Annotated in this window: 19 protein-coding genes; all 19 read right to left on the minus strand. The window is 53.3% G+C overall.

Annotated features, from left to right (window positions below; genetic code table 11):
* Positions 1 to 102 precede the first annotated feature (102 nt).
* Entirely contained in the window at positions 103 to 498 is a 396-nt protein-coding gene (locus KJS28_RS07045) for a DUF3846 domain-containing protein (protein WP_213540390.1), read from the minus strand.
* A gap of 38 nt (positions 499 to 536) precedes the next feature.
* The gene (locus tag KJS28_RS07050) at positions 537 to 1,505 is read right to left on the minus strand and encodes a DUF3991 and TOPRIM domain-containing protein (protein WP_213540391.1); all 969 of its coding nucleotides are present in this window, start codon (positions 1,503 to 1,505) and stop codon (positions 537 to 539) included.
* A 92-nt stretch (positions 1,506 to 1,597) separates the two neighbouring features.
* Entirely contained in the window at positions 1,598 to 2,443 is an 846-nt protein-coding gene (locus KJS28_RS07055) for a hypothetical protein (protein ID WP_213540392.1), read from the minus strand.
* Positions 2,444 to 2,472: 29 nt separating this feature from the next.
* On the minus strand, positions 2,473 to 3,027 hold the full coding sequence (locus tag KJS28_RS07060; protein WP_213540393.1) for a Pycsar system effector family protein: 555 nt from the start codon (positions 3,025 to 3,027) through the stop codon (positions 2,473 to 2,475).
* A gap of 10 nt (positions 3,028 to 3,037) precedes the next feature.
* A complete protein-coding gene (locus tag KJS28_RS07065; RefSeq protein WP_213540394.1) occupies positions 3,038 to 4,456 on the minus strand; it encodes an adenylate/guanylate cyclase domain-containing protein in 1,419 nt (472 codons plus the stop codon).
* Positions 4,457 to 4,470: 14 nt separating this feature from the next.
* A complete protein-coding gene (locus tag KJS28_RS07070; protein ID WP_213540395.1) occupies positions 4,471 to 5,607 on the minus strand; it encodes an AlbA family DNA-binding domain-containing protein in 1,137 nt (378 codons plus the stop codon).
* A gap of 15 nt (positions 5,608 to 5,622) precedes the next feature.
* A complete protein-coding gene (locus KJS28_RS07075) occupies positions 5,623 to 6,669 on the minus strand; it encodes a Fic family protein (protein ID WP_213540396.1) in 1,047 nt (348 codons plus the stop codon).
* Positions 6,670 to 6,829: 160 nt separating this feature from the next.
* On the minus strand, positions 6,830 to 7,153 hold the full coding sequence (locus KJS28_RS07080) for a DUF6664 family protein (protein ID WP_213540397.1): 324 nt from the start codon (positions 7,151 to 7,153) through the stop codon (positions 6,830 to 6,832).
* A 69-nt stretch (positions 7,154 to 7,222) separates the two neighbouring features.
* Positions 7,223 to 7,906, minus strand: a complete 684-nt coding sequence (locus KJS28_RS07085) for an antirestriction protein ArdA (RefSeq protein ID WP_228298351.1) — start codon at positions 7,904 to 7,906, stop codon at positions 7,223 to 7,225.
* Between the two features lie 15 nt (positions 7,907 to 7,921).
* Positions 7,922 to 8,467, minus strand: a complete 546-nt coding sequence (locus KJS28_RS07090) for a hypothetical protein (RefSeq protein ID WP_213540398.1) — start codon at positions 8,465 to 8,467, stop codon at positions 7,922 to 7,924.
* Positions 8,464 to 8,799 (minus strand): hypothetical protein, encoded by a 336-nt coding sequence (locus KJS28_RS07095; RefSeq protein ID WP_213540399.1) that lies wholly within the window; start codon positions 8,797 to 8,799, stop codon positions 8,464 to 8,466. Before KJS28_RS07095 ends, KJS28_RS07090 begins: the two co-directional genes overlap by 4 nt.
* A 154-nt stretch (positions 8,800 to 8,953) precedes the next feature.
* Entirely contained in the window at positions 8,954 to 13,195 is a 4,242-nt protein-coding gene (locus tag KJS28_RS07100) for a SpaA isopeptide-forming pilin-related protein (RefSeq protein ID WP_213540400.1), read from the minus strand.
* Between the two features lie 67 nt (positions 13,196 to 13,262).
* A complete protein-coding gene (locus KJS28_RS07105; RefSeq protein ID WP_213540401.1) occupies positions 13,263 to 13,895 on the minus strand; it encodes a hypothetical protein in 633 nt (210 codons plus the stop codon).
* 201 nt (positions 13,896 to 14,096) lie between these two features.
* Positions 14,097 to 15,038 carry a ParB/RepB/Spo0J family partition protein gene (locus KJS28_RS07110; RefSeq protein WP_430472445.1) on the minus strand — a complete coding sequence of 314 codons (942 nt, stop codon included), beginning with the start codon at positions 15,036 to 15,038 and terminating at the stop codon, positions 14,097 to 14,099.
* Positions 14,995 to 15,819 carry a ParA family protein gene (locus KJS28_RS07115; protein WP_213540402.1) on the minus strand — a complete coding sequence of 275 codons (825 nt, stop codon included), beginning with the start codon at positions 15,817 to 15,819 and terminating at the stop codon, positions 14,995 to 14,997. Before KJS28_RS07115 ends, KJS28_RS07110 begins: the two co-directional genes overlap by 44 nt.
* Before the next feature lie 102 nt (positions 15,820 to 15,921).
* Positions 15,922 to 16,164, minus strand: a complete 243-nt coding sequence (locus KJS28_RS07120; protein ID WP_015523942.1) for a hypothetical protein — start codon at positions 16,162 to 16,164, stop codon at positions 15,922 to 15,924.
* 433 nt (positions 16,165 to 16,597) lie between these two features.
* Entirely contained in the window at positions 16,598 to 17,074 is a 477-nt protein-coding gene (locus KJS28_RS07125) for a pyridoxamine 5'-phosphate oxidase family protein (protein WP_213540403.1), read from the minus strand.
* Positions 17,075 to 17,092: 18 nt separating this feature from the next.
* The gene (locus KJS28_RS07130; RefSeq protein ID WP_213540404.1) at positions 17,093 to 17,926 is read right to left on the minus strand and encodes a pyridoxamine kinase; all 834 of its coding nucleotides are present in this window, start codon (positions 17,924 to 17,926) and stop codon (positions 17,093 to 17,095) included.
* Between the two features lie 153 nt (positions 17,927 to 18,079).
* Positions 18,080 to 25,246 carry a cadherin-like beta sandwich domain-containing protein gene (locus KJS28_RS07135; protein WP_213540405.1) on the minus strand — a complete coding sequence of 2,389 codons (7,167 nt, stop codon included), beginning with the start codon at positions 25,244 to 25,246 and terminating at the stop codon, positions 18,080 to 18,082.
* Positions 25,247 to 25,248 lie beyond the last annotated feature (2 nt).

Genomic DNA, 25,248 nt, shown 5'->3' on the forward strand with positions numbered 1-25,248 from the left:
CCCTGACAAGTGCCGTTGTGGTATCACAACGGCGATGCTTGCTGGTACAGTGCATAGCGTTCGTCCCATAGGCCGAACATCGTGCCACCAACCGAAAATATATCAGCGTTCTTGCTCCGGCTGCGGGCGGTACGGGATGCCGAGCAGTGTGCCGTTCACCCTTGCAAGGTGTTCGGGATAGCGAAACATCTTGCCGTAGCGGTCGATCTGCTCGTCGGAAAGGCTGTCCAGATTTTCGCCGCGGCAATCGCAGATAAAGGCGGGGCCGAAGATGAAATCCACCATCGCGCCGTCGTCGTTCTTCACACTGCGGTTCGGTCGCATTCCGTTGATCTTGCTTTCCTCATTGCAGACGATACAGACCTGTTCCTCAAAGGGATAATATGGTTCGATCAGACCACCCACCGTTTTCTGCATCCCAGCAAGGGATGCATTGATCTCGGCAGCACGGGCGAGCTTGCCCGGTTCCAGCAGAATTACTTTGATTTTCTCGTTCATAATCAGAAACTCCTTTCATCGTTGAAAAATTAGATCGTTTATCGTTCTTTGCTCCTTTCTCTGCGCTTGGTGATGGGCAACCCCAGCCGCATACAAAGGCAGTCGTTGTAATCCTTGCCCTGCGGGGGCGGCTGGATGTCCACCGTGACCGCATACTTCCTCGGCAGCAGGGTCTTGATGGTTTCTGCGGCGATTCGTCCCGTGGCGTCGTTGTCAAGCCGCAGCACCACATGACGGATATGGGGATGCTCGGCAAGATACCGCACCAATGCGGCGGGCAGACTGCTTTCCTCGATTTTCGCCCTTGGCTTGTAGACCCCGGCGAGGGAGAGCAGGTTTTCACTGCGCCAGCCCTTGTCGTCCAGCTTTTGCAGCGTCCCGTAGGACAGTAGATCCACCGCCGACTCAAAAAGGTGGAGCGTATCGCTTGTGGCCGCCGCAGGAATCCCAAAGGAATAGTGCTTGTCGCTGCCGTTGGCATCCCCGATAAAGTCCGAGCCGATCCCTCGCTGGTTTGCATAGCGGGGTTTTCCGTCTGCATCCATACCGACGAACACTACATTGTGATAGGGGTAGCTTTCATAAAGGCGGCCGGTCTTAATGCAGAAATTGATCAACTCATAGTCGATCCCTCTGTGGTGCAGGTATTCGACGGCATGAGTGGCGCTGCGGTTGGCCTGCGGCAAAAGCAACACCTTTTCTTTCGGTACTTTCGGAGCCGGGGAAAAGGCGGGCGGCGTCGCTGACAGTTTCCCCATAATGGTTTCGACTGCCTGCGTAAAAGGCATCTCTTTAACCTTAATGAGATAGTCCAGCGCAGAATAGCCGCCGATTCCACGGGAAAACCAGCACCATTTGCCGTTAGAGATTTTTAAGCTGTCGTGCTCACGGGTGCAGTAGGTGCCGCCTCCGAAATGCACCAACTCCTGCGGCTCATAAGTCCGCAGATAGGTCAGCAGATCCATCTCACGGGCCTGCGCCACCACCTCCGGCGGGATATATGGCATATGTTTCACCTCCGTTCTGACATAAAAATAGCCGAGGGGCTTTCAACATGAAAACCTCTCGGCTATGTATGAGATGTGAATGCAAAATTGGCTTATTCTTTTTCGTACCTATTTCCGATATTTCTGATTTTTATCATTAAATTCTCATATAGATCCAAAGCAAGTTCCTTGATTTCATCCAAAAGCATTTCCTTTTCTTGTACTTTAACATTTTTATTATAGATGGTGAAGAAATCGAAATCATAAGCAATGTACTCTGCAGGCGTTTTCTTCTTTTGTGCAAGAGCCTCATCAATTAGCTGGATGCCTTGATATGTTTTTTCTCCGTGCGGCAACACTGAGGCACATATTCTTGCGAAATATTCTTCTAATGGACTTACATAATTTTCTTGACGGCAATATTCTTCATAACCAACATCGTTTTTCATAAGGTTGTCAATATTGCTTTTTATTCTTATTGTTTCATAAAATGCAATTATCTCTGGGTCTTCGACTTCAAAATCATCCTCATAATCAGGTTGGCATATGTGCTCAATATGCGTTATTGAGCCATATAGCTGAGCATATTTTTCCTTGAATCTATCAGATAGAATGTCGGCAACTACATTGTACATATTTATACTTTTATAACGAGCAATAACATCGGAAAGTTTTTGACATTTTTTATATAGCTCTTCGCTGACTACAAGTTCATCATTTTTTGCAAGTATATTATCGGTTTCAGGAATATTAATATCTCTCCAAATATCATTCATTTCCATTAGTGTCTTCATTTCATATTTAAGAGGAATATATATTTCTTGCTTCCTGCGCGATGCAATTTGTGATTTTTCCTTTCCTCGAATACCGAGTATGTATGCCAACCACGCTGATATGCCACCAAATATGACCACAAAAATGCCACTAATTGTACTTTCCCAAATATTGTTCCAATTCAAAACCAACCATCTCCGACCAAAAGTATATTTCATATAATCAATAAACCAATTAAAATTAATACTGCAAATAAGATCGAACCTATTGAAGCAAGAAACAATCCCAACTTGTAGTATTTGAATTTTTTATCGCAAATTATCGAGCAGATATATATTTGAGATATTAAATCTTCGTCCATCTGTTTTGTTCCGCATTTCTCTAAATCCCGCTTATATGATGATAATGATTTGTGTTTTGCAATTGATGAAAAGAAGATAAGTGAATCTGATTTAATGCCTCTATTATAGAACTTATCAGGATTTACTCTTGCGAATAACACAGTAAGCCAACATACACAACCAGTAAGTATAAGACTTATTGACAAAATGCAGAAAATGATATATACGACCGTCCAAAAACTGACACGGCTTGCCATATGGCATAATATGCTCTTAAATTTTGAAACATAGTCGGTGGCAAGAAAAATTCCCGCTATAACACCAAAGCTCCCCAAAATGATAGATGTTTTAGAATCACAGTTTTCTATCCATGCCGTATTCCTATCAAGAATTTCTTTCAACTCATCGTGCGTCCTTTTGCTCTCCACGATACCCCTCCTAATATCCCATTGATTTTAATTTATCTAAACATTCTCGGTAATCTTTACCCTCGTAAACTCGTTTTTCAAGAATACCTTTTAATTTAAACCAGTGTCCAGACTGTTTTACAACATCCTCAAGGATATATTGGTTTAACCAACTTGAGTGTTCAGCTTGAACACATAAAATTTCATATGCTTCTTCATACATGCCGAAGCAACGATATATTCCTATAAGATAACAATCTAAATCGATTTTAACTTCAAGCTGTGACTTGCCAATTTCTTTTCCTAATTCATACATTTTGCCGATAAATTCAAGCCAATGATCTTTTCCGAATTCCTTTATAAGGTCACTTTTGCAAAATGTTTCTGAAAAAATGCTTTTATGTATAGAATAAGCCTGCTCTTTATTCTTTTGTTCCTGACGGTCAACATCTGCTTGTTTGGAATTTAATTTGTTTTGCCATTGTTGAAGCCTAATATTTTCCTTACGCGACTCATTATCACGAGCGATTGCTTGACCTTCTCGTTTTTTGGCTTCCTCTAATGCAATCGCTAACTCTGCGGATTTTTTGCTGATTTCATCAACAAGCAAAAGAGCCTTTTCCTGCGTTTCAGCGAAAATGTTTTGTATGAACGAAGCCTCAGAATCATTCTCTGTATCTGCCTTAACTGCTTCTGCTGTGATTTCTTCTGGCAGTGACAGGTAATGTTCGCTGACTGCATATCCTTCAAAAACTTTATTACCCTTTGTTCGGCTTGTTTTAGTCCATATTTCTGAATCTTCAATTTCTGAATATGTGTTTTCATCTATGAATATTTCGCAAGGGTGAGCCAAACTACAATACCGATTGGCGTAATTTGTTGTTGAGCCGACCCAAACGATACCCGTTTCATTTTCGGCCGTTTTATTACTCTCTTTTCCGCGCATTCCGACCTTTGTAATCATAATTGTCCCTGTACAAATACCAACTCCACAGCCAATACAAATATCCATAGATTTTTTTAGAGCGGGGTTTAAGCAGAAATCAATCAGAGTATGGATATATCGTGCCGCTTTTATTGCTTTACAAGATGAAGAAATATTTTGGCCGTCCACATTGCTATTCTGAAAGATGCCCATAATTCCGTCACCGGCAAATTGTCGTGTATATCCGCCCGAATACCGAATTGCTTGGATAACGATACGAATAAATGAGCGATAAACTTTCACCATTTTTTTAGATTTCAATTCATCTGTCAAATCGGTGGATTTCCTCATATCTACAAACAGAACCGAAAGTTTTCCCTTAAATACTTTGTTCGAATCAGCTATATCATTAAGCGGTGGCAATATGTCAGTAATTTTTATTTCCTCAACAGGCTGTCCTAAAATATTACTGACGGCGTTACTTGCTGTTTCAAATTCCGATGCAGGAATAAATGATTCGCTCATAAACATAGCCTCCTTTAGCTTCTGAAATCCTTTAACATTTGCTGCAAAAGCTGAGATTGTAAGTAGTCTTTTTTGAATGCGTCCATATTATAACCCTCTAAATCAGGGAAATGGGGTAGGCGATCACTAAATGCGTCAATATTGTATCTTTCATAATTGCCTATGACAAAAGCATTGAATTTTGTCCTTTCAAATTCAGTTTCAAAAATAAGTACGCATTCCAAAAATCTTTGCCGAGCAGTTAATTCCTCGTCCATATTATCTGTAATATAAAACTGGTGAATAGTGTATTCTATAGAATCTTTTATAAAATACTTGTATGAAACATCCCAGTGATGATAACTGTCCTTATATAGGGAAAGTCCGTCTGTCCGAGGGGTCGAAGTGAAACATCTACCGCCGTCCAAAGCCACGCCACCCAAAGAATATAATAAAGTCTGATGATGGTAAATATTTATGTCATACCACCGAGGACGAGAATCACACTGATTGAACAGATAAAATTCATAACCATCTCTACCATCCTCAGCTTGAATATCTTCGAGTGTAAATTCAGGAGCATACTTATAAAACTTTTTGCCGTCATTAGAATCCACCCAATCGTAAGGCTTTTGCAAAAAAAGCAAGGCGCGATCCAGAGCTGTCGCATCAATTCCGAACCGTTTTTTCCATAGTTTCTCTATGATATTTATATCTGCTGATGCATTTTTCGGAGTATTTGTATCCATTATCCGAGCGTAAATATTATTAGCAAATACACCTTGGTATTGTTCTGTTAAATAGTAAGGGGTATTGCGATCATTACGAATAACAATAATATCAATTGTCTTTTTCCACAAAGTGACTGGTTGGACATATGCTGTTGGACGGATACCTCCAGCAAATTTTTTCTCTCGCAAAAATGAAACAATATCTTGTGTTTTTCTTCTGTTTGGGTCGTTTATGACATCACAAATAGAATAATCATTTTCTTCATCAACGCCAATAATAATAAGCCCGTCTTGATTAGAAACATTATTCGCCATACATATAATATCGTGTAGTAAATCTGCCTTATTTTGATGCCACTCTTTTTTGAAATCCCAATATTCCCCTTCTTGCTGCAATCCTATCAGTTGTCTTACCTCGGTCTCAAAAGATAATACATCCATTATATTCACCCTGTATTATGCCTTAATATACCGTGTCGTTCGTCCTGCACCGATCCGCTTTACGGAGCCGGTCTTGACCATTGCGCCGAGGACGGCTTCGACGGTTGTGGGGCTGACATCGGGTAGGATTTTGCAAATCTCGGCTTTGGATAGCGGCGTCAGGCTATTCAGGACTGTTGCCTCCACACGGGCCTTCTTCGTGATCTTCTTGCCGTGTACCACCGCAAACCGCTTGTCCAACTCCTTATAACACATATAAAGGGTGGACAGGAAATTCTCGATAAAGGGGAAATAGGAGTTCTCATTCGTTTCCCATCCTGCCGAGGACTGCCGCAGGGCTTCGTAATAATACGCCTTGTAATTGTTGATCTGCTCCTCAAAGGACACATATTTACCGGCGTCAAATCCATTTTTGTATAACAGCAGCAGGGAAAGCAGGCGAGACATTCTGCCGTTGCCGTCCCGGAACGGGTGGATGCAGAGAAAGTCCAGTATCACACAGGGGATCAAAAGAAGTTGGTTGATATTCGCATCGCTTCGGGCGTCCAGATAGGCAAGCTCCAACTGCTCCATTGCTTTCGGGGTTTCGCTTGCAGGCGTAGGGCGGAAGCGGACACGGCGGTTTCCGTCTGCGTCAATTTCCAGAATCACATTATCGTCCATTTTGTACTGTCCGCCGTACTCATAGCCTGCAAAGCTCATCATCATTTCGTGCAGCCGCAGAATATCGCTCTGCCGGAAGTCAATATGTTCGTATCCCAAGTGGATCTCGTTCAGTGCATCTCTGTATCCGGCAATCTCCGCCTCGTTGTGGTTCAGCGGGGCGCTGTTCTGATTGACAATGGCGGCGATACGCTCGTCGCTGGTCACAATGCCCTCAATGGCGTTAGAACTTTTGATGGACTGCACCTTTGCGACAGCTTCCAGCTCCGTAAAAATCTGCGTGTATTCGTCCTTGCGCACGCCTGCCATGGTTTTGAGCGCCGCAATATTGGAAGTGAGGTTCACAAGGTTTGCAGGCAGCAAACCGTTATTCAAAAAGGAGTAATCGAATTTTCTCATACAGCACCAGCCTTTCTGCACATAATTATAGCATATTATGTGCAGAAAAACAAGCCGCCATCCGAATTATCTGCATATACTTCTTGGAAACATATGTACATAGAACATCTGAATAGGCAGTAATATGAGAAAACGGCACGGGGTTTCCGTGCCGTCTGCGTCAGATCGCTTTGATTTTTTTGAGGTAGGCCACGGCATCGGTATGTCCGCAGAAGTAAATGTGCTGCCGCTCCATGTCCTCCATTTGGCGGGCAAGGTTCAGATAGTCCACATACGCCCGATGCTCCTCTGCGGTCATGCGGATCTCGCCGCTGTCCTCATTCATTTTGTCGATGACGGGGTACTGTGTTTTCAGCTTGTCCATACGGTCGGAAAGCGCGGCGTAGTCCTCGTCGGTATTCAGCAAATCCATCACAATATCACTGTCGATCTCCGCAAAGGCATCCTCGATGCGGGATGGCAGGTCAAAATAGCTGTCGCTCATGGTGCTCACTTCCTTATCGTTTTTATTATACTATACCCAAACCGTAAGGCAATATCAAAGGTGCAAATTTTATCGTTCGGGCTGTTCCGTCTGCCGTGTGACTGCGGAGCGGACAGGAAGAGCGGGTGAACTGACCCGGTATTCGTCTGGGATGTTTTCGATGTCGCCGTCGTAGATGTCCACGAAGCGGCCGCCGTTTGACCGCACATATCCGTTATCTCCGAACACGCCGCCTTCTTCATACCGAATATCCCGTCCGAAGCTCTCATAGTCGATATAGTTTGCCAGTGCGCCGAGGCTGCTTGTGTCATAGCAGCCGCTTTCCTCGATCCAGTAATAGCCGAGATCGTAGTCATTCCGCACGCCGGACAGGTAATCAAAGCAGTCCAGGTTCTCGGTCAGGTTGATCAGCTCCTGCACACTGCCGGTGTTCTCGCCCAAGTCCAAAACCGCCTGCCAGAACTCGCTGCTCTCCCGCATCTCCATGATCTGCCCGGCAAGATAATTCAGCTCGCTCAGGCTTTCGTATTCGCCCAGCACCTTGCCGATGGCCGTGTCCGGGCAGTCGTAATCGGTGATGAACCATTCTTCATAGCGGCGGCCGATGCCGATGCGCCGGAAAACCACCTGCATTTCTTCATTTGTCACGGGGAACTTGACCCATTCGCCCACCAAACAGCCCTCGTTGTATTTGCCGAGGTTGGTAACAAAGGCTTCAAAGGCACAGTCCCTTGTATCTGCTATATTCATCATGATCGTTTGCCTCCGTTATCGCTCCTGTACCGGCGCCTGCCTGCGGGGAATGAGAAAGCCGTAAACATGGGCGATCTCGTCGCCCAGCCTGCGGGTCACTCTTGTAATGTCCGCACGGGTGGCAATGCCCCGGTAGATTTTTTCTTTCAGATTCTCGATCTGCGTGTCGCTCACGCCATCCTTATAGGCACGGTAGAGGTAATGGTTCGTGCCGTCGTGATGGATGGCGTCACAGCGGAAGTCGCCGTTTTTATCCACATACCAAGTGCTGTAATCTATGTCCCGTTCGTTGTAAAGGCAGTCCCGGATATTGCCGCTCGGAATCTCCTTATACCCCATGCGACGGCCGTTCCAAAGCCCCAGATCACCGACAACGAGAATGGGACGGGAGAGCTGAATGTCCAGATTGGAGCGCTCGTCATCCAGATAGTCGCCGTTCAACTCATACATTAGCTCCATGCGCTCGGCTTCGGTGAGGTCGGGGTACTGCTCCTCCAAGTCCTCCCGCCAGTCGTCGTAGTCAATGTCGTTGCTCCAAATGATGTGTCTGCCGTCCTTCATTGCGTCCGTCCCTCGCTTTCCGTCATCAGAAATTGTCCGAACTCGGTAAAGGCGTACCAGTTCGTGCGGTCAAAACGGCTTTCGTTGAACCGTCCTTTGGTGAGAACCCGCCCTTTGACCAGCCGTTTCAGGGCGTAGTGGATCTCGTCATAGGACAGAAACGGAAAGAATCCCGTCATCATCTGCACCGAACACCGCACCCAGGCCTTACCCTCGTGGAGCTGCGGCGACTCGGTGCTTTTCTGCTCGATACAATCCCAAAGGAAGCAGGCCAGCACCGCCGCATTGACTCCGTATTTTTTTGCTATGTCCGAATCAAAGAAATGAACCATAATTTTGCCTCCTTTTTTGTTTTCGGGATATGTAAAAGGGGCAGCGAAAGCCGCTGCCCCAAGGCTCACTTCTTCTTGGCTCTGATCTTCAGGAAGATCAAAGCGCCGACGATGAATACGACCAGCCCGATCGCCAGAATGGTTTTCAGTTCCATTACTCTGCACCCTCCTTTCTGCGTTTTCTGAATCCGACTACGCCCAGCACAGCAGCGCCCGCAGCGGAAATGCCGAGCAGGGCAAGCCACAGGGCGGGGTTGCTGTCATCCCCGGTTTTCGGCGTGTCACGAAGTTCATTGTGCATCTCCACTTGCGTCACCGCACCTTCAAATACGGATGCCGTCTTGTCAGCGGGCAGCACATAGGCGGAAGATGCGCCGTCCGACACCTCGGACACCACATATTCACCGATGCGGAGATTTTCAATGATGATCTCGCCGTTTTTGTCGGTGGTGAATACGCCGACATAGCCGTTCGGTCCGGTGACTCGGAACGAGAAGCCCTCAATTTTGCCGTCTGAGGAAGTTTTGATGATTTTCAGAGAGCCGACCTGCGGCGCATTGACAAAGCCCTTTCCGGCCTCGTTCTCCACCGTCACGGTCTTTCCGTCCTCGACGATCTCAAAATAGTAGGCGTTATCGTCCAGATAGAAGCCCGCCGGCGCTTTCGTTTCCTTGACGAAATAGCCACCGTAGAGCAGATCGGACATTTCATAAACGCCGATGCCGGTTTCGGTGAGTGTGCCAAGCCGTTCATCGTCGGCATCCAGCTCCTTATTGTCATTGCTGTCACGGTAAACGGTGAACTCCGCACCCGTCAGCTTGTTGTCGGGATAGTCCCGGTCGGTTTTAGTGAGCTGTACCGTGCCACGGATGCAGGTGTTTTCAATCTCCACCTCGATCACCGCACAGTCCGCATCGACGGTCACGGGATAGGCTTTCTCCGACAGCACAAAGCCGGTCGGGGCTTCGATCTCCCGCACGATCCAGTTGCCATAAGGTACACGGGTAAAAGAAAAACTGCCGTCCTCGGCAGAGGTGGCAGTCAAAATGGCGTTTTCCGTCGTAAACTCGGTGCAGTCCGCACGGAACAGCCCGATCAGCGCACCGGCAAGGCCGCTGCCGCCCTCGTTCTTTTTCAGCCCGCGGATCTCGCCGTAGAGCAGTTTGTTTTCGATGGGTGCGCCGCCGTTTGCCTTGATTTCCACCAGTGCCGTGTCCTGCCCGGCGTACTCAAACACGATGGGGTACTTTTCATCGGAGAGGATATAGTGTCCGTCCGTGGACAACTCTTTGAGATAATAGCTGCCAAACGGCAGATCGGTCTTGCAGACAGCGTGACCGTTTTCGTCCATCGACACGATCTCCAGCAGACCGTCGGCAGGAATGATGCTGCCGTCAGCGGCGGTCAGCTCCTCGGCGGCGAACAGCCCAAAGGTCACGGCGGAAAGCTCACCGTTTTTGCCGATGCCGAAGCGCTCGTCCTGCTCCAAGACCTTATCCAGAGAAACGGCGGCTTTCTGGCGCTCGTTGCAGAAGTCGGCAGCGGTTTCGGTGATCTCGACCTCCTGCCCGGCGTAGACAAGCTCTGCCGTGTGGATTTCGGTGTTCAGCACATAGCCGGTGGGTGCAGTGATTTCCTTGACCTCGTATTTGCCGAGATACAGCGGCTTACTTTCGGCAAGCCCCGTTTCGTCGGTGGTCACGGTATCGACGACCGCTCCGGCCGCATAGCGGAGCGTGCCGTCCGGCGTGATGATGTCCTCGGCAGCGGTGATCTCATAGACTGCACCCTCAAGCCCCTTGACCGCAAACACCGGCTGATAGATGCCGTCCGCCTCGGTGACGGAAGAAAAGGCCTCTCCGCTCTTGTTGATTCGGATCACGCCTTTTTGCGCCGTGTTTGGCTTCGTGACCTCGACCACCGTAACGGTGTTTTCCTCCGTGGCGTTGTCGGCGGTCACATCAAAATAGATTGGCTCACTGTTCAGCGTGTAGCCGCAGGGGGCGGAAACCTCCACCAGCGAATAGCCCGTGCCATATTCCAGCTTTTCGGGTGTAATGAGATAGCCGTCGCTGTTCGTATAAAAGGTGTCAATGGTGGTGACTTCGGGATAGGTGAAAGTCTGCGTAATGAGCGACCTGTCCGGGCGGTAGAGCCGGAAGCCTGCGCCTGCCAGCGGAATGACCTTGCCCGTTTCGGCATCCACCTTGACGATCTTGATGTAACTCTCAAAATTGCGGTTGTTGGCAAGGTAGCGATAGGTCTGCCCGTCCTTGGCGATATACACATCGAAATCGGCAAGCAGCTCACGGCCGTCCCAGCCCTTGGTCTGATGCACCGTATAGATGCCGTAGGGCAGATCTTTTGTGACCGCATAGCCGTTTTCATCGCAGATCAGATAGTCACGCTCGGATGCCTTAGCGCTGTCATAAGAGCCTGCGGTTTTCAGGAAAACCGCAAACTCCGCTCCGGCCTCCGGCGTTTCAAGCTGGGTTTCGCCGTCGTCGGTGTGCTTGATGATGGCGATTCTGCCCTTGATGATCTGCTCGGTCACATCGTTTGCCGTGGTGTTGTATTCCATGGTGTAGTTCTTTGCCTCTGCGCCGATGGGATAAACGGCGCTGTCCAGCAGATAGCCCTCGGAGGGCGTGATCTCACGGATGGTCCAGTCGTCGCCGCAGACATAGTATTTCGTGGTGAACTGCCCGTTGGCATCCGTAGTGTAGGCGTCCACAAGCTGGTCGCCCTTATAGATGCCGTAGACGGCACCGGCAAGGGTGGCATCGCCCTGCGGCAGACCCGTTTCGGCGTCGCTCTTGGTGACGGTCACATTCCACTTTTTCAGAATGTTCGTAAAGCTCTTGTTTGTGACGGTGTTCCATTCCACCGCCGCCGTCTGATTTGCGGGGACGACATAGCGGATCGCCGTATCGACTTCCTCCAGCGTATAGCCCGTGCCGATCAGCACATCGGAAAATACGGCTTTGCCCGTGCTGTCGGTCACGGCGTATTCATCCACCGCAAGCCCCGAAAGTGAAGTGCCGTAGAGGTGGAATTTCACGCCCTCGTTCAAGCCGTCCTCGGAGGTCTTGGTCACAATGAGGGTTCCGCGCTTCAAGGTATTATTGAAATTGACCGTTGCCACCTGACCGCTGACGACAGTGACACGGCGCACCTCCTGCGGCTCGTATTTGTCGCAGCTCTGCTCGGTGACGGTGTAAACGCCGGGGGCAAGGTTGTCGATCTGAATGACACCGCCCGCACCCGTCGTAACGGTCTTGTTCACGCCATTGCCGGTGATTGTAAAGGAAATGCCCTCGACCTTGCCGTCCTCACTTGTCTTGATGATCTTGGTGCTGCCGTAGGACACTTTCAGGTTAAGATAGGCTTTGACGGGATCGCTGATCGTGGCGCTGTAAGTGACCACATCCTGCATTGTTCCGTCGGGGCCGTAATGGCCGTCACTCCACACCACAACGCCTTTGCGAATATTGGTTTTGGTAGCCGAGATTATCAAGGGCTTTGTAGGTGCCGCTTCGGCGGTGATCGTCAGTGTATTACCACGGGTCGTAAAATCGATTCCGGTCTGCTCTGAGGAAAAGGTATAATCACTCAGCACACCGTTGGTGTCGGTCAGAGTGGTCGTATAACGGCTACCGTCCCAATTCATCTCAACGGTCTGAGCCTTGCCTGTGCTTCGGGCCATAAAGCTTGGAAGGATGGTGTGTTTTTTCACACTGGCTTCCATACTGTCATAATAAGCAGAAAAACGGCTGTACAGCGGATGGCTTGTCCGATAAACGGATTTCACGGCATCAGCTCTGCCGGGGTCAACATGGTTAAAGTTTGCATCACGCTCACCGACAACGGTTTCCCATACCAAAACCTGTGTTGCCATCATGTGCGCCAACTTGTCGGCATCTGCATTATTCTGTGAACGCCAGCCGAGAGACAGATTGCCCTGATAACCGTACTGCATGATCCGTCCCAGCAGCGTCTTGATCGTATCGGCATCAATGGTACTGTTGCACTCGGATGGGTAGTCCTTCCAATAATCTTCGCCATAGCGGGTGTAAGTTCTTTCCAGCAGACGGGGTACGCCCGGTTCAATGCAATAACAGGCCGGGCCGTTAAAGTCCCCAATAGTGTGCAGTGTTGTCATCCATGTTTTTTCGCCGGATGTCCAGCCGTTCATATAATGAAGTTCATCATGTCCCCATGTGCCGCTGGTATCCAGATTTGCATCTCCGTTTCTGGGAAATGCCACAGAATAGGACTTTGCCGTTTCCGCCGGAACCGATGTGGCAAGGGCAGTCACACTGCTTCCAAGAATAGTAGTGAAGCAGATCAATAGAGCCAAAAGCCCCGAAATGCTCCTGCGATAAAACTTTTTCATTTGTTTACCTCCTTGTTGACATGAAAAAAGCACCGCATTACTGCGATGCTTCCTTCTGTGTGTGAAATTACGCGTACCCGATATAGAGCAGATGGCTGTTGGTGCTGACTGCTTCGCACCATACCCAAATATCCGTGATGGTTTCATCTGCGGCATAGCGATTCAGACGGGAACAAATATCCCGTTCAAGATAGATACAGTCCGCATCTGCATCAATAGGTGTATCCCAGCAATCGACCGCCGTGCTTTCCGGCCGCAGTCCCACGCTTTCGGCATAGGCTTTGGTGTAGTCGATCCAAGTCTGAATATCAAACTTCGGCTCGGCAGGTTCTTCTGCGGCAGGCGGTTCGGTTTCCTGCATCGGCGGATCGGTGGGTGCTGCCGGTGGCGGCTCGGATGCTTTCGGCGGCGCAGGCTCTATGGTGCTGCTCTCTATCGGCAGCGGTGTTCTGTCTGCGGCAGATGTTGAAGCCACCGACGGCATTTCCGCCGTTTCGGGTTCTGCGGTGCTCTCTGCGGAAATTTCTGTACTTTCCGAAACAGAAACGGTTGTGCGCGCCTGCGGCACAATGCTTTGCACAGGCTCGGTCATGACCGTTTTCTCCGAAGATGGCGTCCCCTCGGAATGCTCTGCATTTGCACAGCCCGAAACAGAAAGAGCCAGCATCGCGAAAGCGGCAATCATCCACGTTTTTCTCATGTTCGCAAACCTCCTTTGCCGTTTCATTGTACGGTCTGCCGCCGAAAATGGCAAAGCTGCAAGAACTGCCGCCTCTTGTAATTTCTCTTTTTCGGGAAGTACAGGTAGTTTTTGAGGGGGAGAGGTGTGGAGAGGGGGAACAAGCAAACACCGCCGTACACTCATCGGAAATGGGTATGGCTGTCCCTTGGTAGTGAAATTCTACCTTTCGGCTTCACGATCACGCTGCCGTTTGCGGTATAGCTCCAAAGCCTTAATAATGGTATCTTCGATTTTCTGTGCGGGCGTCCCCGGCGCAAAATATTTGCTGATACGCTCTTTCGACATTTTGAACTGCTCTTTCTGATTCGGCTTTTCCTCCTGCATGATGGAGAGGATGACTTCCTCGGTCAGCTTGCCGTCCTTGCTAAACTCCTTCATTTTGATGGCCTGCGCCAAAGACGGCGTGCAGTCCTCACATTCCATGGTGCTGTACAGGGCTTCCTGCTGCTTTGAAGAAAGGTAGGAAAGCTCCACGGCAGGGCGGAAAGCGATTTTCCCGTCGTCCACCATTTGCAGGATGGAGGGGATCAGCTCGGTCAGACGGATATAGCGTTGGATTTGGGTATTGCTATCCGGCGATTTAGCCGCCAGCAGCTCCCTTGATGTTTTACCATCGAAATTCTGTCCCACTGGGACAGAATTTTCCTTGCTTGGTCTGCCTACTTGCCGTTTCATCGCATCCAGCTTCATTTTATAGGCAAATGCCTTTTCGGACGGCAGGATCGTTTCCCGTTGCAGGTTGCTGTCCACCATGATAATGGTCGCTTCATCATCGGTGAGATCACGGACGATACAGGGAATCTCCGGCAGCTCTGCCAAGGTTGCCGCAAACTTGCGCCTGTGACCTGCCACCATTTCATAGCCGCCGTCCGCTTTCGGGCGGACAAGAGCCGGAACTAACACACCGTATTTTCGGACGCTCTCGACCATCTCTGCCATTGCCTCGTCCTGTTTGACCTTGAACGGGTGATTCGGGAAGTCGGAGATCTCGGCAGGATTCAGCGTCACGACCTTTTCAAGCTGCGATTCCGCACGGCTTTCATCGGTGGAGAACAGGTCATCGAGCGGCGTCATCCCTAAATCTCTCGTTTTTACGCTCAATCTCCAACACCTCCTTTGTCAGCGCACGGTATGCGGCGGCGACCTTGCCGTTCTTGTCGTGGGCAAAGATGCTCTTGCCCCGGCCGCTGGTTTCTGCGGCTCGGACGGAAAAGGGTATTTCCGTTCCAAACACACGGATCTTCTCGCCGTAGTGGGCGCGCAGAGAAGCGATGATCTCCTTCGCCTCGTTGGTACGGCTGTCCACCATCGTAAAAAGGATGCCGTCAATTTTCAGCTTGGGATTGATCTGCCGTTTGACCTTTGCGATGGACTGCATCAGCAGATCCAGCCCCTTTGCCGACAGAAACGACGGCTGCGACGGAATGATCACGCTGTCCGCTGCGGCCAGTGAGTTGATCGGCATCATACCGAGCGAGGGCATACAGTCAATGAGGATATAGTCGTAATGGGGTTTGACCGAATTGATATATGTCCGCAGTACGCTCTCTCGGCTCATAGCGTTGATGAGCCGAATTTCCATGCCCGACAAGTCGATGTTCGCAGGGAGCAGGTCTACGCCTTCGCCATGGTGCAAAATACCGTAGCTGTCCGGCATGGGCGTGTCGTCGATCACATTCTGCATCACATCCGCCAGCGTCACGGGCAGCTCATCCGGCTTCGGGTAGCCGAGGGAAAGCGTCAGGGAGCCTTGCGCATCGGCGTCGATCAGCAAGACCCGCTTGTTCTCCTGTGCCAGTCCGATGCCGAGATTGGCGGTGGTCGTGGTTTTACCCACGCCTCCCTTTTGGTTCGTCACCGCGATCACTTTGCAATTCGCCATATGGGGTTCCTCCTTTACATAGATTTAGCCGCCTGCGGCGAAGCAGGCGGCTATGTACGGGTATGAAAAAAGCCACCTGCATTTCTGCAAATGGCTTAATGGTTAAACCCTCGCTTTGAGTGTTTTACTGTATTTGGCATAATCTTCGCTCAATACATAATCTATCACACAGGCTTTGGGTATAAGATAGGTACATCTTATGTAAAAGTGTTTGACCTTATTTGCTCGCATGATTTTTCGGGCTGTACTGTCACCGATACCACCCAGCATTGTTTGAAATTCGGGCAGAGTAACAACATCGGGATATGAAGCGAAAAGTTTTTCATAATGTGCGCGTGTTTTCATAGCAGTACCTCTTTTTCGGAAAATGTGTTGTCAATGGCAGAGGAATACGCTATAATATCGTTTGTGATTTATGAATCTATTGCGTGTGTTGTTGTGCTCCCTTTTGGGGTTACATCCCTCCGATGTCCCTCCAAAATCCAAAATTTCCGTCAAAATTGAAAAGTACGGAAATGGCAGACGAAACGGAGCTTTTTTACACACCAGTTTCAAAAGTAGTAGTGTTTGCAACGCTTTTGGTGTCCGTTAGCGACCTCCATAAGGGGTTGAGTTCGTTTGTATTCCCTGTGAAGCAAATAACTCAAAATCCACCGCTGGCGACAGCGTACCGGTTCGAGTCCGGTCACCGGCACCAACAGCACCCGCAGACCCATTGGGCCTGCGGGTGCTGTTTTTCTTTTGCGGTTCCGGCAGCTGCATACCGGGGAGGATATGCTTACTTCTCCTGCACTTCTTTTCCGCTGAGGTGGTGGATCTCGATCTCGAAGAGCTGGGCGGCAGCGCCATCCTGCCGGATCTCCTCGTCCGCCAACTGCTCCTCCGGGTAATACTTCATGGCGAAGCGCTTTAGCAGCGCCATAGTCTCCAGGCTCTGCTCCAGCAGGCGACACCGGCCGAACACCACGACGCTCCGGAGGTACGGCGCCCACGCCTCCTCCCGGATCGTCTCACTGCCGTAGACGGTGAAGCACACCTTATCGCAGGCCCGGATGGCCTCCGCCTTGTGGCCGGCACGGGCGCCGTGGAAGTAAATTTTCTGCGCCTCCCGGTCGTAATAGTAGTTGATGGGGATGGCGTAGGGGTAGCCCTCCCGGCCGTTTACGGCCAGAACGCCCCGGCGGGCCTGAATCAGAAGCTGCTCCGCTGCCTCCGTGCTGATCTGATTTTTCTTCTTCCGGATGTCTCGAAACATGGCTTTTCCCTCCTGTTTTTATCGCTCCAGCAGCTCTGGGAGATACCGCAGTGCTTTTTCAAACTCCACCCCGTACCACGGGGCGCTTTCATCCCGGCAGGTGACTTGGATGCACAGCAGCGTGAAATCCACCGCCAAACGCAGGGCCTCCTCCAGCGGCTTGCCCCGCATCAGAGCACCTACGCAGGCGGAGGAGAAGAGATCCCCCGTGCCGGGGAAATGGGCGTCAATGCGGCGGCTGCCGTATTCAAAGAAGCGATCCTCCGCCGGGGTATAGGCCAGCACGCCCAACTTATCCGGGCCATAGGGGACGCCGGTCAGCACCACGTGACGGGGACCCAGCTCCGCCAGCTTCCGCAGGATATCCCGCAGTTGAGGCAAGTCGTAGTCCTCCCGGTAGGGGGTCCCCGTCAGCAGGCAGGCCTCTGTGAGATTGGGTGTCACCACGTCCGCCTGCGCCACCAAGCGGGCCATGTGGCGGGGAAAATCCTCGTCAAAGCCCGTGTAGAGCGCTCCCCCATCGGCCATGGCCGGGTCCACGAAGCGTAGGGTATCCGGCCCCGCCAGCACCTCCAACGCCTGGCAGACATCCTCCACCTGTCGGGGAGAGGCCAGATAGCCGGTGTAGACGGCGTCCAGCCGCACCTGCTGGCTCTGCCAGTATCGGGCGATGGGCAGGATATCCGCCGTCAGGTCCCGGCAGAGGATGTCCGGGAACATGGTGTGGGCGCTGAGTACGGCGGTGGGCAGAATGGCGCACTCCACCTCCATGGCGGAGATCACAGGCAGCGCCACCGTCAGCGAGCAGCGGCCCAGACACGAAATATCCTGAATACTGGCGACACGTTTCATAAGCGGCTCCTTGATGCACAGGTTAATGGATTCAGTATAGCACATCCAGCAGGTGGTGAAAAGCCCCGGCCGTAAAAAGATGCTGCGGAAAGTTCAGAGAAAAAGGCGCTCCGGCAACTGTCGGAGCGCCTTTTTTCGTTGGAACAGGCCGATTTAGTCCTTTTTGTTCTTGCGCTTGGTGACAAGCAGCACCACCAGGGCGATGATACCCAGACCAGCCACAGCCAGCACCACCCACAGGGCGGTCATGTTGCTGCTGTCGCCGGTGGCGGGGGTATCCGGCGTGGTGGGCTTCTCCGGCTGCTGGGGCTTGCCGGGCTCCACAGGAGTGGTAGGCTCCTCAGCGCCGCAGCGGCTGCACTTGCCATCCTTGTAGTCGTGGCCCAGAGCGGGAATCACCTCGCCCTGCTTCACCGTGACGCCGCAGACCTTGCAGACCTCGTCGCCGGTGTAGCCGTCCTCGGTGCAGGTGGCATCCTTGGCACCCACCAGCTCCGTGTCGTGACTGGTGGCGGGGATGACCTCCGTCTTGGTATCGGTGTACTCCTTGCCCTCAAAGGTGACCTTGGCGGTGTAGGTCCGCACGCCGTCGGCCTCGCAGGTGGCCTCGGTGGTCACCTCGTTGGTAACAGCAGCGTTCACCGTCTCCACATGGGAATCATCATTGCCGCAAGTAAAGGTGGCAGAAGCGGTGAAATCATCGTTCCACTTCCACACCGGGGCGCCATAGGTATGACCCGTGGCGGGGATAGCCAGCTTCTCCAGCGTTGTCTCGGTCTTGCCATCGGCATCGCTGAACAGCTTGCCGCAGACCTCACACTTCCAGTGAGCGGAGGTGCCGGCGGTCTCGCAGGTGGCAGGCACTGCCTCCACGGCGGTCAGCTGGTGACCCTTGGCGGGGACAGGCTCCGTCTTGGTATCGGTGTACTCCTTGCCCTCAAAGGTGACCTTGGCGGTGTAGGTGCGAACGCCGTCGGCCTCGCAGGTGGCCGCAGTGGTCACCTCGTTGGTAACAGCAGCGTTCACCGTCTTCACATGGGAAGCATCATTGCCGCAAGTAAAGGTGGCAGAAGCGGTGAAATCATCGTTCCACTTCCACACCGGCTCACCGTAGGCGTGGCCGGTAGCGGGGATGACCTCGGTCTTGGTATCGGTATACTCCTCACCCTCGAAGGTGACCTTGGCGGTGTAGGTGCGAACGCCGGTCGTCTCGCAAGCGGCGGGCGTGGTGACAGCGCTGGTCACCTCTGCTGTGACGTTTTTCACATGGGTGGTATCGTTGGCGCAGGTGAAGGTGGCAGTGGCCTTGAAATCATCGTTCCACTTCCACACCGGGGCGCCATAGGTATGACCGGTAGCAGGGATGGCCAGCTTCTCCAGCGTCGTCTCGGTCTTGCCCTCAGCATCGCTGAACAGCTTGCCGCAGACCTCACACTTCCAGTGGGCCTTCACACCGGCGGTCTCGCAGGTGGCAGGCACTGCCTCCACGGCAGTCAGGGTGTGACCCTTGGCGGGGACAGGCTCCGTCTTGGTGTCGGTGTACTCCTTGCCCTCGAAGGTGACCTTGGCGGTGTAGGTGCGGGTGCCGCCAACCTCGCAGCTGCCCTCCGTAACCTCGCTGGTCACAGTGGCATCGACCTTCTTCACATGGGAATCATCATTGCCGCAAGTAAAAGTGGCAGAAGCGGTGAAATCATCGTTCCACTTCCACACCGGGGCGCCATAGGCATGACCGGTAGCGGGGATGGTCAGCTTCTCCAGCGTTGTCTCGGTCTTGCCCTCGGCATCGCTGAACAGCTTGCCGCAGACGTCGCACTTCCAGTGAGCGGAGGTGCCGGCGGTCTCGCAGGTGGCAGGCACCTCTGCCACGGCGGTCAGGGTATGACCGGTGGCGGGAATGACCTCGGTCTTGGTGGAGGTATACTCCTTATCCTCGAAGGTGACCTTAGCGGTATAGGTGCGGACGCCGGTGGTCTCGCAAGCGGCGGGTGTGGTGACAGCGCTGGTCACCTCTGCCGTGACGTTTTCCACATGGGTGGCGTCGTTGGTGCAGGTGAAGGTGGCAGTGGCCTTGAAATCATCGTTCCACTTCCACACCGGGGCGCCATAGGCATGGCCGGTGGCCGCAATGGTCTCGGTCTTGCTGGAGGTATACTCCTTGCCCTCGAAGGTGACCTTAGCGGTATAGGTGCGGGTGCCGGTCGACTCGCAGGTGGCCTCGGTGGTCACGGCGTTGGTGACGGTAGCCGTCACGTTCTTCACATGAGCGGCGTTGTTGGCGCAGGTGAAGGTGGCAGTGGCCTCAAAACCATCCGTCCACTTCCACACAGGCTCACCGTAGGCGTGGCCGGTGGCGGGGATGACCTCCGTCTTGGTATCGGTATACTCCTTGCCCTCGAAGGTGACCTTAGCGGTATAGGTGCGGACGCCGGTGGTCTCGCAAGCGGCGGGCGTGGTGACAGCGCTGGTCACCTCTGCCGTGACGTTTTTCACATGGGTGGTATCGTTGGTGCAGGTGAAGGTGGCAGTGGCCTTGAAATCATCGTTCCACTTCCACACCGGGGTGCCATAGGCATGACCGGTGGCGGGGATGGTCAGCTTCTCCAGCGTCGTCTCGGTCTTGCCCTCGGCATCGCTGAACAGCTTGCCGCAGACGTCGCACTTCCAGTGGGCCTTCACACCGGCGGTCTCGCAGGTGGCAGGCACCTCTGCCACGGCGGTCAGGGTGTGGCCCTTGGCGGGGATAGGCACCGTCTTGGTGTCGATGTAGTCCTTGCCCTCAAAGGTGACCTTAGCGGTATAGGTACGCAGGCCCTCCTTATCACAGGTGGGCTCGGTGGTCACTTCGTCGTTGACGGTGGCAGGCACCGTCTGGGTATGGCCGTCGTCATCCGTGCAGGTAAAGACGGCGGAGGCGGTGAAGTCATTGTTCCAGCTCCAGGTGGGCTCGCCATAGTTATGGCTCTCCTCCACGGTGATGGTCACGCTGGTGGTGGGGATCTCCCACTCCACGCCGGCCTTGCCGTCCTTATCCTGATACTGCTGCCACTTGGCGGTCTGATTCTTCAGATTTTCGGGCAGGTTCTCCAGCTTGTCCTTCACCAGCTGCTCCAGGTTGATGCCGATGGTGATCTCGGTATCATCCAGCCTCAGGGGATCGGTGGTGTATTTGAGGTAGTCGGACACGTCCTTGGTGGCACCGTTGGCATAATGGGCGGTGACCTTCAGGCCCGTGGCATCAAAGGTATCGTCCTTGCTGTAGGTGGTGCGGTCCGGCTGCTGGGTGACCTCCAGCTCCGTGATACGGCTGCTCAGCCGCATCAGCTGGGCGGAGTCGTTCTTGAAGTAGATGTTGCCCTCTTCGTCCACAATGGGGCTGCAGATGGCGTACTGCGCCTGCGCACCGTCGGGGGTAAAGAGCACATAGGCCATCTCGATGGTGTGCTCCTCGCCGTTTTTACTGTAGGTCTCCATGGTGGTGTAGTCGGGATCCACCTCCGTCATGCCGGGCATATCCCGGATGACCCGCAGCTTACCGGGGGTGAAGTTGTCGATGAAGTAGATGTAGTTATAGCCGTCCTCGTTCTGATAGGCCGTGGTCAGCAGACCGCTGGTCTGAGGATAGCCCATGGTGGGCACGGAGTAGGCGATGGAGAAGGTGGACAGGTCCACCACCGTGATGTTGTGGCCGGAATAGGCAGTGAACTGGCTGGTACCGGACACGCCGATGTAAGCACGGCCGTTGGCGATCACGGGGGTGGAGGTACTCATGGGAGGCGCAGAGGCACTGTCGGCGCCATTATCCAGATGCAGGCGACGCAGAGAGCCCTTGGTAAAAGTGCCGTCGGCGTTGACCTTCACCTGATACAGGTCGCCGCCCTTGGAGGTGAAGTAGTAGGCCTCGGTCTCCTCATCGTAGCAGACGCTGCTGCGGAGGTCGCCCACGTTGGTGGCCTGCAGGCTGTCAATGAGCTTGCCGGTCTTGGGGTTCAGGGACAGGATAGAACCACGGCCCGTGACATACCCTTCCGCACCGTCATCGGTGGTCACCAGCACGAAGTCGCTGTTGACGTAAGCACCGGCCCAATAGAAGCCGTTGTGGGTATAGGTCCAGGTGGGGAGCTTGGCCTCGTTGGTCTTGGTGGCATCCTCATCGGTGACAGAGAGGCAGGCGAAGTTGGCCTGCTTGGTCTCTTGGTTCCAGAAGCCCGTGTAGATATAGCCGTCTGCATAGGCGATGGGGCAGTTGGGCTGGCCGCCCAGCGCATCCCGATAGACCCAAAGGGACTCCAGCGTCTCGGCGTTGAAGGCCTGCACCCGGCCATTGGCAAGACCGATAAAGATCATGCCCTCGGCATAGGTGGCGCAGTTGATGGCGAAGGCGGAGCCGCCTACCATGGTGCCGGTCTTGAGGACCAGGCCGGTCTCCTTATCCACCTTCATGATGGTGGTACCGGAATAGGTATAGAGGTAGCCGCCCACGATGATGGGGCTGCCCACAGCGCCGCCGCTGTAGCCCTCGCCCAGCTTGTTGGCCCACATCAGAACGGTGTCCTCAGCGGTGATGGGGGTGCGCACATCCACCACGCCGTTGTTTTCATCGTTCTTGCGGAACAGGGGCCAGTCGGTGGGCAGTTCGATATCCTTCAGGGTGCTGTCGGGGGCCTTCTCCAGCTTGATCTGGACGGTCTTGTTGGCCTCGCCGGCGGTGAAGGTCTTTTTCTGGCCCACATAGCCGTAGCGGGTCACCACTACGGTGTAGCTGCTGCCGCTGTCGAGGGTATAGATGCCCTTGTCACCCGGCAGGATGCGGTCGCCGGTGACGTCGCTGGTGAGGAACACCGTGGCATCACCGGGGGTCGTGGTGATGGTGGTCTCGATGGGGGCCTGCTTATTGACCTTGATGGTATAGGTCCCGGCGATGCTGCCGGTCTCCTTGTGGGAGACGGTAACCGTGATGGTCTCCGCCGCCGCAGAACCCGCCTTCAGGGGGACCGCCACGGTCTGGCGGTCAGAAGGCTTCTGGTCCTTATCATAGGTGATGCTCCGGCTCCAGTCGCCGCAGGCCACCGTTACGGTCATATCTGCATCCATCCGGTAGGAGGACAGGGGCCGCAGGGTCAGGCGCAGCTCAGAGGCTTTTTCGCTGACATCGGCGGTGTAGTCATACACCAGCTTGGTAAAGGTGGCCTTGGTGGTGTCGCCGCCCTGATTCAGGGGAACCACAACGTCGTTCTGGTCCTTGGCGGACAGGGACTCCAGCGTCATGGTGCGGTTGACGTTGATGAAGTAGTCCTGATACAGGGTAGCGCCGTTGACCGTTTTGGACTGGGCTACCTTCAGGCGGGCAGTGTTGCCATAGCCGCCCACGGCCATGAAGCTGGGGATGGGTGTATAGCTGGTATCGGAGGCGGTCAGTGTTTTCTCCATCGTCCGGTCGGGCCAAGCAGTATTGCGGTGATACGCTGCATAGAGCGTAGTTTTGTAAGAACTATCCGCTCTGACACGCTGGAGCTGGAAGCTGGAAGAGTTGGATTCCACCGTAAAGGTGTACTCATGGGTACCCTCCGTAAACGTCGGGGACATATCACACAACGGTGCATTGTTGCCGGTTCTGGCGCTCAGACCCGTCAGCCAATCATCGGTGACAGGGGTGGGTACCGTCAGCGTCATACCGGGCTGCGCCGGGAAAGCATGCTCGGCGTGGTAATACACATCCTTGGTGGCCAGATAGGTATACCCGCAGCCCAGCGTCAGCATATAGGTGTCCGCCGTGCCGGTGGAGGAGGTGGGGGCGATGTAGTCGCCGGTCTGGCTATACACCTTCACGTCCAGCCCCTCCTCGTGGTTCAGGATCACCGGGGTGGAGGCCCGCTTCTGCACCTTCACCGTATAGGTGACGCTCTGGCCGTTGGCCGTCAGCACCACGGGGATCAGGTATTTCTTGCCGGAATCCTGCTTGCAGTCCGCCAGGTTCACCGTCACGGGGGAACCACTCTGGGTGGACTTCCCGGCCACGGTGATGGCAGCGCCGCTGCACAGAGCCGTGGGGGTGATCTTCACCTGATCCTGCGACGTGGCCACGTTGTAGGTATCCGTGGTGTTGGCGTAGGCAGGACTCAGGGTCAGGCCGGACACGGAGTCCGCAGCCGCCAGACCGCTGAGGCTGGGAGTGCGGATCAGGTGGAGCGTGTAGGTCTGATACTGCTCATAGGTACCGCCCTTCAGACGGGCCTCGCACACCACGTCCGCATTTTTCAGGCTGTTGGACTCGACACTATCCGTCAGGGCAGTTACCTTGCTCTTCCAGCTGCTGGCCTTGTTGCCGTTGGGGTCGCCCGCCTTGTAGACACGGATGTTGGTGGTATCCACGCCGTCACCCGGCTCAAAATAGGGATAGAGCGAGTTGTACGCATGGTCCGGGATCAGGTAGGTTCCCTCGGCGGCGGTAACGTCCTGCTTGGGCATCTCGCCGTAGGTTTTCCAGTAATTGTCGATACCAATGCCTACGGACTTGATCCACTGGCCGGCAGGCAGCTGGGCGGTGAGGGTGGTACCCTCCTTCACCTCCAGCGTGCCACGGACATGGCGGAACTCGCCGTCGGACAGGTCGAAGGTATAGGTGGCGGGGATCAGGTCCACGGTGTTGGTGTTCTTCACCGTGACAACGGTGCCGAACTCACTGGTGAACACGGCTTCGCCGGGGGTGATGGCCTCGCCGCCCATGGTGGCGCTGATGGTCAGCGGTGTGGTCTTGCCCTCCAGGAACTTGGCGTGCTTGTCGATGGCGCTGAACAGCGCATCGTTCAGGGTCTTGGCCGTGGTGTCCGTGGCGGCATAGAAGCCCTTCACGGCGGCATCATAGGCCTCCTGAGCGGCCTTGTAATCCCTCAGGCCGTTGGTAGCGGTGTTGTAGACCGCCATGTTGGCCGCCAGCTTCTGGAGGTTTGCTCCATGGCTCTGGCTCGAGTTGGTGGTGAACCAGATTGCCGTCAGGCCATCTGCCGACTGATCCAGCTTGTATCCATCCTCGTCGTAATGGATGCTGAAGTTGTCGGTGGTGCCATCGACAGCGGTAATGTATCCGCTGTCGATGCCGCTGAAGGTGTGGCTGCTTTTTTTCAGCACATCCTTCACCGTGTCGCCGGAGTGATAGGTGACATACTCCGGTTCGATGAGGAATCCGTTCTGCGTCACCGCCATCAGGGCGATCTGCTGGGTGTCCGCCGCCAGCGCCGCCGAAGGCAGCAGCGACAGCAGCATCAGGAACGTCAGCAGAACCGACAGAAGGCGGTTTCCGAGATGTGTCTTCTCTTTCATCT

The organism is Vescimonas coprocola (assembly GCF_018408575.1).
GTDB classification, from domain to species: domain Bacteria; phylum Bacillota; class Clostridia; order Oscillospirales; family Oscillospiraceae; genus Vescimonas; species Vescimonas coprocola.